The sequence below is a fragment of the Enterococcus sp. ARL09-542 genome (assembly GCF_005234805.1).
Classification (GTDB): domain Bacteria; phylum Bacillota; class Bacilli; order Lactobacillales; family Enterococcaceae; genus Enterococcus_D; species Enterococcus_D gallinarum.
Genome location: NZ_QPQX01000005.1, coordinates 68,078 through 82,556, shown reverse-complemented (window position 1 = coordinate 82,556; position 14,479 = coordinate 68,078). Strand labels below are relative to the sequence as shown.

Sequence of the window (14,479 nt, the reverse complement as noted above, 5' to 3'; positions counted from 1 at the left end):
ATTCTTTTAACGTACCTGGTTGACTAGTTCGTGACTGCATGTCGTTTATTTAAAGGACTGCAATGAAAAATGGAACGAACAAATCAATGATGATTCGTTCGTTCCGTGGATTGTGTGGTCTATTTTAGTTGTTCTTCGGAAACATTCTCTAGGTAATCATCAACAGCCTTCAGAGTATCATCTAACGCACCTTTTTCAAAGGGCGAACGTAAGTGAGCTGTTTCGAGAATTTCAAGAAATGTTTGTGTACCGCCGACTTGACAAATGGCCAAATAATCTTGCCAAGCAGTAGGATCTTGGGCTACGATCGAACGATACCAAAATTGAAAGGCACAAACTTGAGCTAACGTATAGTCGATATAATAAAAGGGTGACTCAAAAATATGTCCTTGTCTAAACCAGTAAAGCCCGCGATCCAAATCAGGAAATTCACTGTAGTCACGTTCTGGACAATAGCGGCGTTCCAGGTCTCTCCAACAAGTTTTTCGTTGCTCTGGAGTCCAATCAGGATTTTCGTAGACTTCTTGTTGGAAGTGATCAACTAACACGCCGTAAGGTAGAAATAGTAGACTGCTAGCCAGATGGGCGAACTTGTACTTTGCAGTTTCCTCTTCAAAAAAAGCATCCATCCAAGGCCAAGCGATAAATTCCATTGACATGGAATGAATCTCACAAGACTCGAAATTTGGAAAAAGAATTTCTGGCTCTTTGATCCAACGAGACTGAAACGCTTGAAATGCATGACCAGCTTCATGAGTCAAGACATCTACATCAGCAGCAGTCCCGTTGAAATTCGCAAAAATAAAAGGAGATTGATATTCCTGGATAAAGGTACAGTAACCCCCAGATTGCTTGCCTTTTTTGCTTAAAAGATCCAAGAGCTCATGATCAACCATGAAGTCAAAGAATTCACCTGTTTCTTGAGACAGTTCATGATACATGGTACGGGCTTTCTCCACTAATTCGTTTGCGGTGCCTTTCGGTGTTGCATTTCCGTTCGGATAGACCAATGGCAAATCCGCAAAAGTGGCTTTTGATAGCTGATTACGTTTTGCTTGGCGGGCATACAGCTTTTGAGTGATTGGGACAACTTTTTCTAAAATTTCCTTTCGATAGGTTTCGATCATTTTGCGATCATAATCCCAGCGGTTCATTTGGACATCTGCAAAAGCAACATAATTTTCGAAGCCTAATTTATGGGCGATTTCTGTACGCACTTTGATCAATTCATCATAAATTGTGTCGAATTTCGTTTCATTTTCAGCAAAAAATGCTGTTTGAATGTTTATTGCTTCCAAACGAATTTCACGATTTTTGTGTTCAGTAAAAGGGCGTAGTTGTGCAAGGGTATAGCTGTCTCCTTGGAACTCCAGCTGGGCGGAAGCAATCAATTTGCCATAATCAGAAGTCAGTTGATTCTCTTTTTGGAATAATTCGATCAGTGATTCATCAAATAACTTCACGCGACTTTCAGCAAATAAAAAGAACGTTTCTGGATAGATAGTTTTTAATTCTTCCACTAGCGGTGAAGCGAGTAGACAACGGTAGAAACGAAAATCCAGTGATTCAAAATGAGGCTGGTACTCATTCCAAAATGTATCTTCTGCTTCATAATACGGATCCGTCGTATCAATTGAGTGTCGAATAGAAGCCAAGTTGACTGCCGTGTCGATCGTTCCCCGCAAATAATTTAATTCATCGATGGCTGTTTTTGCAGATTCAAGGTTGGCTGCTTCCTCAAGGTTGTGTAACGCTTCCAAATAATTGTGTTTGTAAGAATCAAAATCTGGTCGTACGTAAGTATAGTCTGAAAATTTCAATTAAATCCCTCCTCTTTAAAAATAATAGCATAAAATAAAAAGAAATAGGTAGTTCCAATAACACGTGTAGTAAGTTTTAAGATAGAATGATAAAATAGAGAGGAACAGTTTGCGAAAAAGAAGCAGCTGAAGAATCAATGGAGATGAAGAGAGGGACTATTATGACAGAAACCGTCAAGGTCAATGAGTTGGCTGAGGCTTTGAACTTAGAGATCGTCCAAGGGGATGAAACAAGTTTGGAACGGACAATCATCACCGGGGATATTTCGCGACCGGGGTTGGAATTGACCGGCTATTTCAATTATTATTCCCATGATCGATTACAACTATTTGGAAGTAAAGAAATTACTTTTGCTGAACGAATGATGCCGGAAGAGCGGTTGATGGTCTTGCGTAAAATGTGTTCAGAAGATACACCTGGATTCATTGTTTCCAGAGGATTGGCTATCCCAGAGGAAATGATCCAAGCTTGTGCAGAGCACAATATCGCAATTTTGCGTTCGCCTATTTCAACTTCACGATTGCTAGGTGAACTTTCGAGCTATTTAGATGGACGATTAGCAGCTCGAACAAGCGTACATGGAGTTTTGGTAGATGTTTATGGATTAGGTGTCTTGATTCAAGGAGATAGTGGCATCGGGAAAAGCGAGACGGCATTAGAGTTGATCAAGCGTGGACACCGGCTGATTGCTGATGATCGAGTAGATGTTTATAAGCAAGATGAACTGACATTGGTGGGAGAACCGCCCAAAATCCTCCAACATCTAATTGAAATTCGCGGAATCGGAATTATCGACGTCATGAACTTATTTGGTGCCAGTGCAGTCAGAGGCTATATGCAAGTGCAGTTGGCAGTTTACCTTGAAGCGTGGGCTAAAGATAAAAAATATGATCGCTTAGGTACGGATGATACAACTGTTCAGATTGGTGAAGTAGATATCCCGCAAATCAAGATTCCAGTAAAAACCGGACGAAATGTCGCCATCATTATTGAAGTTGCAGCCATGAATTTCCGGGCAAAAACAATGGGTTATGATGCGACACAAACGTTTGAGAATCGATTGACACAGTTGATCGAAGAAAATTCTGGAAATTAGAGAGGAACAGTTTATATGTTAGCTTTAGTAAATCGTGTTGCTTTTGAGTTGTTCGGTCTGCCGATCTATTGGTATGCGATCATTATTGTCTCCGGTGTCATCATTGCGATGTGGTTGAGTACGAGAGAAGCAGTCCGTGTGGGATTGAAGGCCGATGATGTAACGGACTTTATGTTGATTGGCTTGCCAGTTTCAATTATCGGGGGCAGACTGTATTACGTCCTATTTGATTTAGAACCTTATTTGAAAGATCCAATTCAAATTTTCAATACTCGTTCTGGGGGATTGGCAATCTATGGGGCTTTGATCGCTGGAGGAATATGGCTGTATTTCTTTTGCCGACGCAATTTTATTTCACCAGTGACCTTTTTGGATATTGCAGCACCTAGCGTGTTGTTGGCACAAGGAATTGGACGTTGGGGGAATTTCATGAATCATGAAGCTCACGGCGCAGAAGTCAGCCGTTCCTTTCTAGAAAGTCTCCATCTACCTAATTTTATTATTGATAATATGAATATCGATGGAGCTTATCGACAACCAACATTCTTATACGAATCTGTCTGGAATGTTTTAGGTTTTATTGTTTTGATCTTACTCCGTAAGAAAAAGGGACTTTTAAAAGAAGGCGAAGTCTTCCTAGGGTATCTGATCTGGTACGGTTTTGGACGCTTCTTCATTGAAGGAATGAGAACGGATAGTTTGTACTTGTTTGGACCGATCCGAGTATCGCAAGTCTTATCAGCTGTGTTATTCTTTGGTGCAATCATCGTCTTGATCTGGCGCCGTAAAAAAACAAAAGTAAAAGATTACAACCGTTCCTATGGAGAAAATGAATATGTAATCTAGCAGTTATTTTTCGGCAACTATGGTAAAATGATTGAGTGAAGTTTTATTGTAAATGAACAGAGGAGGTTTCCATCGTGAAACAAAAAATAGCCGTATTAGGCCCTGGCTCTTGGGGGACTGCGCTTGCGCAAGTGTTATCCGAGAATGGTCATGAAGTGAAAATTTGGGGCAACAATCCAGCTCAAATCGATGAAATCAATACGTACCATACGAATCGTCATTATCTGCCGGATTTGAAGCTACCAGAAAATATTTTAGGTGTTAAGGCTCTTGAAGAAGCGATCATTGATGCAGATGCCATTCTTTTCGTTGTACCGACGAAAGCAATTCGGGCGGTCGCTAAAGAGTTTGCCGAAAAGGCAACCAATCGTCCCGTGATCATCCATGCATCGAAAGGATTAGAGCAAGGAAGTCACAAGAGAATATCTGAAATTTTGGCAGAAGAGATTCCTACAGAGAAACGACAAGATATTGTTGTGCTATCCGGGCCTTCTCATGCAGAAGAGGTGGCTGTCCATGATATTACTACCATTACTGCAGCGAGTGAAAATGAAGAATCAGCAAAATATGTGCAGGAATTGTTCATGAATGACTATTTCCGTATTTATACGAACAATGATGTAATCGGGGTTGAGACTGGTGCAGCATTAAAAAATATCATCGCAATCGGTGCGGGAGCAATTGCTGGTTTAGGCTTTGGAGACGACGCAAAAGCGGCGATCATGACCCGCGGGTTAGCTGAAATCAGCCGACTAGGAGTAGCTATGGGAGCCAATCCATTGACCTTTATCGGTTTGAGTGGTGTTGGTGATTTGATTGTGACTTGTACGAGTGTTCATTCACGAAATTGGCGTGCGGGAAACTTACTTGGTAAAGGACACAGTTTGGATGAAGTATTAGAAAACATGGGAATGATCGTTGAAGGTGTATCGACGACAAAAGCAGCGCGAGAACTGGCAGCAGCTTTAGGTGTTGAAATGCCGATCACCGAAACCATTTATTCTGTTCTTTATGAAGGAAAAGCAATCGAACAAGCAGCCAAAGAAATCATGCTGAGAGATGGCAAAGAAGAGAACGAGTTTACGCTTGAAAAGTAACGATAAGGAGAGAGACAAATGAATGTAAAAAAAGCAGTTATTCCAGCAGCAGGATTAGGAACCCGTTTTTTACCGGCAACAAAAGCAATGGCTAAGGAAATGTTGCCGATCGTTGATAAACCAACGATCCAATTTATTGTTGAAGAAGCTTTACAATCAGGGATCGAAGATATTTTGATCGTTACCGGAAAAGCAAAACGCCCAATTGAAGACCATTTCGATGCAAACTTAGAACTAGAAATGAATCTGCAAGAAAAAGGCAAAACTGAATTATTGAAATTGGTCGAAGAAACCACAGATGTTAATCTTCACTTCATTCGTCAATCACATCCTAAAGGGTTAGGGCATGCTGTCCTACAAGCAAGAGCCTTTGTAGGAAATGAGCCCTTCGTGGTAATGCTTGGCGACGACTTGATGGAAGATGAAGTCCCATTAACGAAGCAATTGATCGATGATTACGAAACAACGCATGCTTCAACGATTGCTGTGATGGATGTTCCGCATGAAGACACATCAAAATATGGGATTATTGATCCTGGCATGCAAGTTGATAAAGGATTATACAACGTGAAGAACTTTGTGGAGAAACCTGCTCCAGACAAAGCGCCTAGTGATTTGGCAATTATTGGCCGCTATTTGTTGACCCCAGAAATTTTTGATATCTTAGCTAATCAAAAACCAGGTGCCGGCAATGAGATTCAGTTGACTGATGCTATTGATACGTTGAATAAAACACAACGCGTATTTGCTCGCCAATTTACTGGTAAACGGTATGATGTTGGTGATAAATTTGGTTTCTTGAAGACAAGCATTGAATATGGCTTGAAACACCCAGAAGTCAAAGACAGTCTAAAAGAATACTTGATTGAATTGAGTAAAGAATTAACACCAACTGAAAAAACAGCAACCCAGCCAAAACCAACAAAAGAGAACAAGTAAGAAGAACGCTTGCCGAACAACTGACGATCAATCAAAGTTGTTCGGCATTTTTTTGGTTTTGTATGAAAGCGGATAGATTTTAGTAAAAAAAACAAAATTCGCTAGTCTTTTATTTGTAGAACGCCGTTTGAAATGCTATTCTTAATATAAGTAAAAGGGGAAGGAGACATTTTATGACAGGAGGAGAGATTGCAGCATTGATCGCTGCGATTGCATTCGTCGTACTTGTCGTTTTTGTTGTACGATTATTGATGCAAGTAAGCAAAACGATGACCAAAGTGGATAAAACAGTGGAAGAAGCCAATACCACGATTCGAGTCATCACCCAAGACGTAGATATCCTTTCAAAAGAAGTGGAGGGATTGTTGGTTAAGACCAATGAATTGCTGCAGGATGTAAATGGCAAAGTTGCGACCATTGATCCGCTCTTTACTGCAGTAGCAGATTTAAGTACCAGCGTCTCTGAATTGAATAGTTCAGGAAAGAACTTGGTCTCGCGAGTTGGCAGTTTAGGTCGAACAACGGCTAAAGCAACTGTTGCTGGTAAAGTAGGTCAAACAGCAATGAAATTTTTCAAAGACCGTAACAAACAACAATAAGAGGAGGAATTTCAATGAGTAAAAAAGGTGGATTTCTATTAGGTGCAGTAATTGGTGGGACAGCAGCAGCGGTAGCAGCCCTGTTATTAGCACCCGAGTCAGGTAAAAACTTGCGAAACAAACTAGCCAAACAAGCCGATGATTTATTGGATAAAGCTTCTGATTATGGTGATATGGCTAAAGATAAAAGTACCGATTTAGTGGAGATCGCTAAAGATAAAGCAGCTAAACTTGGCGAACAAGCTTCAGGTTTTACTGATTCATTGACTGCAAAAGTAGATGACTTAAAAGATAATGCAGCTAGTTCTTCTAGCGATACAGTTGAAGAATTAAAAAAACAGGCAGGAGATTTATCTGAGCGCTTCAAAAAATCTGCTGACGAAGTCAAAAATTCTGCTAGTGATCTTCATGAAGACGTCCAAGAAACAGCAGAAGACATTTTTATTGATGCAAAATCTTCCGCTGCAGACATGAAGGAAACGGTAAAAGAAGGGGCAGAAGAGGCCAAACCAATCGTAGATGATGCTGCAAAAGAAACAAAATCAGCGGCAAACGAATTGAAACATGAAGCAAATAAAAAAGCGGCTGATGTAAAAGCAACAACAAAATCAGAAGCCAAAGATGCGAAAGAAGATTTTGAAGAAGTCAAAGAAGAATTAAAAGATAAAATGGAAAAAAATAATCCAGAAGCATAATCTTTCTCTTTTGAAAGTTAAAGGAGCTGCTTTTAATCGGTAGCAAAAAAACATCCAAACGAAGATAAAATGCCGAGCCGTGACAACACGGTTCCTGCGATCAAACAGATCACAGACGCATTTATTTCTAGTTTGGATGTGTTTTTTTAGCGAAGGCGCACATAGTTAAGCGTTTTTGATCTCTTGATCACATAGTGAGTAGATCCAATCAGATAGTTGGGAGAATTGAAAGCCATTTGCTTCAGCTAGTGCTACATTTATCGAATATTCAGGCGTGCCATTGTATTTTCCGGCTTCTCCGGTAGGTGATAAAAGTGGGTCAATGCCAGTTTCTTTTGAGACATAAGCTAAAATTTCTGCCAGTGAGAGGGTACCTTTAGCAGCAGCGTTGACGGGGCCTGTAAAGGAACTGGTTCCTAAAAATGCTAAAAATTTTCCTGCTTCTTTAGAATCGATAAAACTCATTTGATGGGAAAGATTGTCAATAAACATGGCTTTTTTTTGACAAACGGATTGAATATAGAAAGACAACCGTTTGGTATAGTCATCAATTCCCACCACATAAGGAAAGCGGACAAATGCCGAATTTTGTGAGTATTTTTGGCTTAAAATCTCCTCGACACTGCGTTTTCCTTCTGCATAGTTCACTTGTTCTGAGGTCACAAGACGATAAGCATGTGCTGTTGGATCAAAATCTTTTTCGACCAGATTGTCATGGAAAGTTGGATAAACAGACATAGAGCTTGTGACAATATAGCGTTCGGTAGTGACATGACGCATCAAAATATCAATATCATTGGAGGTATAGGCGATATTATCGTAAATCACATCATAAGTTTCTTTTGTCAAAATCGTTACGTTCGCACCCTGTGTAAGCAGTTCATTGACGAGATGTTTGCCAAAAAAGCGTGTCCCACCTAAAACCAATACATTTTGCGTCATAATCCATCTCCTTTTTTAATTCAATACTAGTAGCTCTTTTGCAGTTTTTGTAAACGGCACACAACCAGTTTCAGTAACATAGATACAATCTTCGATACGAACACCGACTTGTTCAGGAATGTAAATCCCAGGTTCGATGGAGAAACACATGCCTTCTTCAATCACCAAATCATTCCCGGTAATCAATGATGGAAATTCATGAACCGTTGTGCCGATCCCGTGACCCAATCGATGATTGAAGTATTCACCGTATCCATGACTTTCGATGACCCCACGAGCAATTTCGTCCAGTTGACCCGCAGTAATGCCTGGTCTAACAGCTGCTTGGGCAGTCAGTTCCGCTTCAAGGACGATATCATAGATATTTCGTTGCAATTCAGTCGGCTCGTGATAGGCAATGGTACGCGTTGCGTCGCTGCAATAGCCATTCCAGATCACACCTAGGTCGAAGAGAACTAGTTCATTTGGTTTGATTTGTTGTTTACCTGGAACCCCATGAGGGCTTGCAGCATTGGCACCTGCTAAGACCGTCGTATCAAAGGACATGTGGGAAACGCCGCGTTTTTTGAGTTGATATTCAATCTCTGCAACGATCTCCATTTCAGAAATACCTTCTTTGACAGCAGAAAAACCAATCTCAAAAGCGACGTCTGCCCAATTACCTGCTTCAAGCAATGTGTCGATTTCCGCTGCTGTTTTGGTTAATTGCATTTTCTGGATCACAGGAGTGATATCAAGTGAAAAATCAGTTCCTGGAAGGAAACCATTCAATGCTTCGAAACGTTCAACAGTCAAATCATTCTTTTCTAGTGCTAATCGTTTGAGGTGATAACGAGATTCTAGCTCTGAACAGATTTTTTTCCAAGGATCTTCACTATCTAAATAACCAATCACATCGTAGGGCCAGCCACTATTTTTAGCTTCTTCAACTTCTAAAGCTGGTGTAAATAGGAAAGGGTCTTTATCAGGTGAAAGAAAGAGTGCTAATACGCGTTCATGAGGTTCACTCTTGAAACCTGAAAAATAGGCAATCGTTGAAGGATTTGAGATATAAGCGACCTCAGCTTGATTGCTGGCTAACCACGTTGTCATTTCTTGTATTTTTTCTTTATTCATGAAAAAACCTTCTTTCAAGTATTCTTTCTCCATTTTAGCACGCTTTACTGGAGAATGCTTGTCCGTAAATATGTAAAATTGACTAAGTTTTCATGAAAGCGGAATTAAAACGGTTGCATATTCGCAAAAAGTTTGCTATTCTATCAAAGAAATGTAAATAAGATTTTCTGAAAACAGAATAAAGGGAGATATATCATGGAAAAACAAACAATTACGATTTATGATGTTGCTCGTGAGGCAAATGTTTCGATGGCGACGGTTTCTCGTGTCGTGAACGGCAATCCAAATGTTAAGCCAGCGACACGTAAGAAGGTTCTGGAAGTCATTGACCGCTTAGATTATCGTCCAAATGCTGTTGCACGAGGATTGGCTAGCAAAAAAACAACTACAGTCGGTGTAATCATTCCCGATGTCAGCAATATGTTCTTTTCTTCATTGGCTCGTGGGATCGATGACGTAGCAACGATGTACAAATACAACATTATCTTGGCGAATTCCGATGGCGATAGTATGAAGGAAGTAAACGTACTGAACAATCTTTTGGCAAAACAAGTAGACGGTGTGATTTTCATGGGTCATCGGATCACTGATGAAATCCGTGGCGAATTTTCGCGTTCAAAAACACCAGTGGTACTTGCTGGCTCAATCGATCCCGATGAACAAGTGGGGAGCGTGAACATTGATTATACAGCAGCTACGAAAGATGCAGTAAGTTTACTAGCCAAAAACAATCAAAAGATCGCTTTTGTCAGCGGTGCATTGATTGATCCAATCAACGGTCAAAACCGGTTGAAAGGGTATAAAGAAGCGTTAAAAGAAAACAACTTAGACTATTCAGAAGGCTTGATTTTTGAAGCGCCTTATAGCTTTAAAGAAGGCTTGGCATTAGTTGAACGAATCATGAACAGTGGAGCGACAGCGGCATATGTAACAGACGATGAACTTGCTATCGGTGTTCTAGACGGTTTGATTGACCGAGGTGTCAAAGTACCTGAAGAATTTGAAATCATTACAGCCAACAATTCTTTATTGGCAGAAGCTGCCCGTCCACGTTTATCTAGCGTGACACAGCCTTTATATGACATGGGTGCTGTAGCGATGCGTTTACTAACGAAAATGATGAACAAAGAAGAAGTAGAACAAAAAACAATTGTTTTACCATATGGTATCTCTGAAAAGAGTTCAACGAAATAAGTGAGAAAAAAGAAGAAACCGTTCTTAGGAGCGGTTTTTTTATTTACATATAGATATAAAAAAGAACAGGAGCAACGATGTGCTTCCCGTTCTTCAGGTAAAACAGATTTTGGCAAATGACTGTGATGACGTAATCAGTCATCCTCTTTCTGCTCGTTTTTCTTTTCTTCCGTTTTTTCTGCTTCTTTTTGATTATTGTTATTGTTCGTGGCGTTTTCTTCTTTATTGGTACTTCTAGAGCCATTGTTCGTGGCTGTATTGGTAGAAGTAGATGTTGTTGTTCGGCTAGGGGCGATTTTCTTCCAATAATCTGCATAATTGGCATTCGATCCGCCAATCCCAAATTCAAAGGATGCTTCTTTGGGACCGCCTTTTGTCCAATACGAAGTAACTGTGTCGCTTGGATTGGTTCTTCTTGTGTTATCTACTGTGACCGTGCCGCCTGGAAGTGTTCCTGTAGCCTTAGACACTTTGATCTTTTTGACATCATCGGATAACTCGAATTTTTTATCCACTCCAAAGACCTTCTGGTCGGATTGATAAATGCGATTGATCAAATAAGCCATGTATTGAGCGGTACGTGTTCCGGCACTACTATCGGTGGCTTTGTTGTCATCACGACCAGACCAGCTACTGATGGTAATGGAAGGAGTTGAGACCACGAGCCAAGAATCGGACCAATTGTTTGTCGAACCTGTTTTACCGACCCAATCGGCATTTCCAAGGTTCCAATCCAGACCACTAACAACGGATTTAAAGTTAGACGTCTTTTGTTCGTCAATTACACTGCGCATCATGTCATTCATGATTGATGCTGTTGCTTCAGAGAAGACTTGAACTGGTTTTTGTTCATGCTGATACAAGACTTCGCCTTCATTGTTCTTGATCGATTCGATCACATAACCTTCCTGGTAAACGCCTTTGTTTGCTAACGTTTGGAATCCATTGGTCTGAGTTAAAACAGTTACGTTGGTGACTCCTAAAGGAGCAGACTCATAAGCCCAACTATTGTCTTCAGGATAGTTCATCTTGCTCAAATAATTCTTATAAGAGAAGAATGGGTCACCTTCTTGCTCCCAAATGTCTTGAAAAATGTTTGTCGCAGCGATATTACTAGAGACTTCTAATGATTCTCGAATCGACATAAAGGTATTGGTTCCCTTATTTGTCGCGTTAACGATTGGTTCATCCGCATTTTCACCAGTGCGCCATTTAGCTGCGTAATCAGAGACCATTGATTCAGAACCCATCAAGCCTTCATCGATGGCAGGACCGTAAACGAGCATTGGCTTAATACTTGATCCAGCTTGTCTTTGGGCATCGAACGCATGATTGAATTGATTTTGCTGATAATCGCGACCACCAATGAACCCAAGCACACGGCCTGTTGCATTATCCATCATGACATTCCCAACTTCAATGGGCGCATCGCCCCAGTTATCCAGCATATAGCCATATTTGGACACAGCGTCTTGCATGGCATTATAGATGTTTTTATCAATGGTAGAGGTAACTGTGTAACCACCATTGACTAATTTTTGTTGTGCTAATTCTAAATATTTCTGATAGGTTTCTTCTTTACTGTATTCTTCTGCGCTAACTTTATCTTCGTCCGCCAATTGTTTAGCGATGATATCTTTGGCTTCATTGAGAACCGTATAATAGAGGAAACTCTGATCGGTCTGCTCAATGGCTTCTTGTTTTTTGAAGTCTTGTTTCAAATCATAAGCCATTGCTTCGTCGTATTCTTTTTTTGAGATGTCATGATTACGATACATACTAAAGAGGACGAAGTCTTTTCGATCTAAACCGGCACTGAGATTTTCTTTGATTTCACCAGTATTCGTGTACGGACTATAGACGATCGGGCTTTGTGGCAATCCAGCAATAAAAGCAGCTTGGGGAAGTGTAAGATCGGCAGCATTGACGCCAAATATTCCTTGGGCCGCTTCTTGCACGCCGGCAATATTTTGCCCTTTATTATTTCTACCAAATGGTGAAATATTTAAGTACATTGTGACTATCTCATCTTTAGAGAAAAACTTTTCGACTTCCATCGCCAAGAGAATCTCATTGGCTTTGCGTTTAAAAGTAGTTTCGCTTGAGAGAATTTGCTGTTTGACTAATTGCTGAGTTAATGTCGATCCACCGCCACCACCAAAGCCAGTTGCTTCAGAGAGGAGGGCACGGACGACCGCTTTAGGAACGACGCCATTATGCTGATTGAAATATTCGTCTTCTGTTGCAATGATCGCTTTTTTGAGATAATCAGAAATTTTATCTGAAGAAACCGATGTACGCATCAGATCTGATCGAATCGTGGCGATTTTACTACCATCCGCATAAGCTAGCTGTGAAGTCTCTGTGATGTCGGTTAATTCTTGCTGCAGTTCTTCTTTTGACGGGGCAGCGGTATCTTCTACTAAAAATGCAAAATAGCCAACACCGATACCTAGTGCGAGTGAACCGCCCAGAATCAAAAAGGAAATTGCGACTAAAAAGAGCGAATGGAGCACGCGCAAGCTGATATTGAAATAAAACCAGCTCTTTTTCGTACTTGGAGATTTTGGTTGTTTTTTCTTATTTTGGGGCAAAAATGGTCACCTCAATGATATTAGAATAGATTCCGTTGTATTATAGCAAAAATCAACGCACTTGGATAGTTTTGCTCGTTATCACAATCAAATTATAACAAATACGGGATTGATCCAAAATGGGATTAAGGCTTTTCTTTAGGCGGATTTTCAGTTAATATGAACAGTGAGTAATGATTTAGGAGGAAAAAAAATGAGTTCAGACTTTTTTGAAGAATTAAAAAGTCGTGGTCTGGTTCATCAGACTACTGACGAAAGTGCATTGATCAAACAATTAAACGAAGAGTCTGTGAAACTATATATTGGGTTTGATCCAACCGCTGATAGTTTGCACATTGGCCATCTTTTACCGATCTTGATGCTGCGCCGTTTCCAACAACGAGGACATGTTCCTATTGCATTAGTAGGCGGAGGAACAGGGATGATTGGGGATCCATCTTTCAAGGACCAAGAACGGCAATTAAATACATTAGATACCGTCAAGGAATGGTCTCAAAGTATCAAAAATCAATTGTCTCGTTTTATTGACTTTGAGGATCAAACGAATCCAGCAATTTTAGCCAATAATTATGACTGGTTAGGCGAATTAAAATTGATCGATTTCCTACGTGATGTAGGGAAGAACTTTACCATCAACTACATGATGAGCAAAGAAAGCGTAAAACGCCGCATTGAAACGGGAATTTCTTATACCGAATTTGCTTACCAATTGCTGCAAGCCTATGACTTCCTAAATCTTTATGATGAACATGGCTGTCTATTGCAACTTGGAGGCAGTGACCAGTGGGGAAATATCACGTCAGGAATTGAACTGCTACGTCGCGAACGAGAAGTCCAAGGGTTTGGTTTGACGATGCCTTTGATTACTAAGGCAGATGGTACCAAGTTTGGTAAAACTGAGGGGAATGCAGTTTGGCTAGATGCCGACAAAACAACACCTTACGAATTTTATCAGTTTTGGATCAATACGGATGACCGTGACGCTGTGAAATTCTTGAAATACTTCACTTTCTTATCACTTGAAGAAATTGCAGCAATTGAAAAAGAATTCTTAGCTGCACCAGAAACACGAGTTGCCCAAAAAGCGTTGGCCAAAGAAGTGACCACATTAGTTCATGGTGCAAAAGCATATGAGCAAGCTGTTCATATTTCTGAAAGCTTGTTCAATGGGGATATCAAAGGACTGTCTGCTGACGAAATTGCACAAGGATTCAAAGGGGTCCCAACCTATCAAGTCTCGAATGATGATGAGTTAAACATTGTAGAATTGTTGACTACTTCGAAAATCGAAGCATCGAAACGACAAGCCCGGGAAGATATCCAAAACGGGGCAATCTATGTGAATGGCGAACGCCAACAAGAATTAAATTACGTGATCAACGAAGAAGACCGTATCGGCGGCAAATATGTTGTTATTCGCCGTGGGAAGAAAAAATATTTCTTGTTGACATTTTAGCTAGTTGCTAGAGAGTGAAATGAGTAAAAAGCGAACCGCTGAGTGGGTTCGCTTTTTTTCAAATCAATAGAGGAGGAAACAGAT

General features: G+C 40.4%; 12 protein-coding genes. 8 read left to right on the top strand and 4 right to left on the bottom strand.

Annotated elements, in window-relative coordinates; genetic code table 11:
* Nucleotides 1–119: 119 nt before the first annotated feature.
* Complete coding sequence (locus tag DVW06_RS07280; RefSeq protein ID WP_003126229.1) at nt 120–1,820, bottom strand: M3 family oligoendopeptidase; 1,701 nt, start codon at nt 1,818–1,820, stop codon at nt 120–122.
* Nucleotides 1,821–1,981: 161 nt separating this feature from the next.
* Between DVW06_RS07280 and hprK the strand changes: the two genes are divergently transcribed.
* The 6 genes from hprK (at nt 1,982) to DVW06_RS07250 (ending at nt 7,093) form a co-directional block, all read left to right on the top strand.
* Complete coding sequence (hprK, locus tag DVW06_RS07275) at nt 1,982–2,917, top strand: HPr(Ser) kinase/phosphatase (protein ID WP_003126230.1); 936 nt, start codon at nt 1,982–1,984, stop codon at nt 2,915–2,917.
* Nucleotides 2,918–2,932: 15 nt separating this feature from the next.
* Nucleotides 2,933–3,763 carry a prolipoprotein diacylglyceryl transferase gene (lgt, locus tag DVW06_RS07270; protein ID WP_003126231.1) on the top strand — a complete coding sequence of 277 codons (831 nt, stop codon included), beginning with the start codon at nt 2,933–2,935 and terminating at the stop codon, nt 3,761–3,763.
* A gap of 74 nt (nt 3,764–3,837) precedes the next feature.
* A complete protein-coding gene (locus tag DVW06_RS07265; RefSeq protein WP_003126232.1) occupies nt 3,838–4,860 on the top strand; it encodes an NAD(P)H-dependent glycerol-3-phosphate dehydrogenase in 1,023 nt (340 codons plus the stop codon).
* Between the two features lie 18 nt (nt 4,861–4,878).
* The gene (gene galU / locus DVW06_RS07260) at nt 4,879–5,799 is read left to right on the top strand and encodes a UTP--glucose-1-phosphate uridylyltransferase GalU (RefSeq protein ID WP_003126234.1); all 921 of its coding nucleotides are present in this window, start codon (nt 4,879–4,881) and stop codon (nt 5,797–5,799) included.
* A 173-nt stretch (nt 5,800–5,972) separates the two neighbouring features.
* Entirely contained in the window at nt 5,973–6,398 is a 426-nt protein-coding gene (locus DVW06_RS07255) for a DUF948 domain-containing protein (RefSeq protein WP_003126235.1), read from the top strand.
* Nucleotides 6,399–6,412: 14 nt separating this feature from the next.
* Nucleotides 6,413–7,093, top strand: coding sequence for a YtxH domain-containing protein (locus tag DVW06_RS07250; RefSeq protein WP_003126236.1), 681 nt, complete (start codon nt 6,413–6,415; stop codon nt 7,091–7,093).
* A gap of 165 nt (nt 7,094–7,258) precedes the next feature.
* Here DVW06_RS07250 and DVW06_RS07245 read toward each other — a convergent pair whose 3' ends face one another.
* Together DVW06_RS07245 and DVW06_RS07240 are read right to left on the bottom strand one after the other, a co-directional pair.
* Nucleotides 7,259–8,035: an NAD-dependent epimerase gene (locus tag DVW06_RS07245; RefSeq protein WP_137264527.1), complete on the bottom strand. Its 777-nt coding sequence runs from the start codon at nt 8,033–8,035 to the stop codon at nt 7,259–7,261.
* A 15-nt stretch (nt 8,036–8,050) separates the two neighbouring features.
* Nucleotides 8,051–9,151 carry an aminopeptidase P family protein gene (locus tag DVW06_RS07240; RefSeq protein WP_003126238.1) on the bottom strand — a complete coding sequence of 367 codons (1,101 nt, stop codon included), beginning with the start codon at nt 9,149–9,151 and terminating at the stop codon, nt 8,051–8,053.
* 195 nt (nt 9,152–9,346) lie between these two features.
* Between DVW06_RS07240 and ccpA the strand changes: the two genes are divergently transcribed.
* On the top strand, nt 9,347–10,345 hold the full coding sequence (ccpA, locus tag DVW06_RS07235; protein ID WP_003126239.1) for a catabolite control protein A: 999 nt from the start codon (nt 9,347–9,349) through the stop codon (nt 10,343–10,345).
* A gap of 134 nt (nt 10,346–10,479) precedes the next feature.
* Here ccpA and DVW06_RS07230 read toward each other — a convergent pair whose 3' ends face one another.
* Nucleotides 10,480–12,939 (bottom strand): transglycosylase domain-containing protein, encoded by a 2,460-nt coding sequence (locus DVW06_RS07230; RefSeq protein WP_005471175.1) that lies wholly within the window; start codon nt 12,937–12,939, stop codon nt 10,480–10,482.
* A gap of 193 nt (nt 12,940–13,132) precedes the next feature.
* On the opposite strand from DVW06_RS07230, the gene tyrS reads away from it, so the two are divergent.
* Nucleotides 13,133–14,395, top strand: a complete 1,263-nt coding sequence (tyrS, locus tag DVW06_RS07225; protein WP_003126242.1) for a tyrosine--tRNA ligase — start codon at nt 13,133–13,135, stop codon at nt 14,393–14,395.
* Nucleotides 14,396–14,479 lie beyond the last annotated feature (84 nt).

Coding starts and splice junctions, on each gene's coding strand:
- hprK (WP_003126230.1), top strand. CDS start 1,982: ATGACAGAAACCGTCAAGGTCAATGAGTTGGCTGAGGCTTTGAACTTA.
- lgt (WP_003126231.1), top strand. CDS start 2,933: ATGTTAGCTTTAGTAAATCGTGTTGCTTTTGAGTTGTTCGGTCTGCCG.
- galU (WP_003126234.1), top strand. CDS start 4,879: ATGAATGTAAAAAAAGCAGTTATTCCAGCAGCAGGATTAGGAACCCGT.
- DVW06_RS07255 (WP_003126235.1), top strand. CDS start 5,973: ATGACAGGAGGAGAGATTGCAGCATTGATCGCTGCGATTGCATTCGTC.
- DVW06_RS07250 (WP_003126236.1), top strand. CDS start 6,413: ATGAGTAAAAAAGGTGGATTTCTATTAGGTGCAGTAATTGGTGGGACA.
- DVW06_RS07245 (WP_137264527.1), bottom strand. CDS start 8,035: ATGACGCAAAATGTATTGGTTTTAGGTGGGACACGCTTTTTTGGCAAA.
- DVW06_RS07240 (WP_003126238.1), bottom strand. CDS start 9,151: ATGAATAAAGAAAAAATACAAGAAATGACAACGTGGTTAGCCAGCAAT.
- ccpA (WP_003126239.1), top strand. CDS start 9,347: ATGGAAAAACAAACAATTACGATTTATGATGTTGCTCGTGAGGCAAAT.
- tyrS (WP_003126242.1), top strand. CDS start 13,133: ATGAGTTCAGACTTTTTTGAAGAATTAAAAAGTCGTGGTCTGGTTCAT.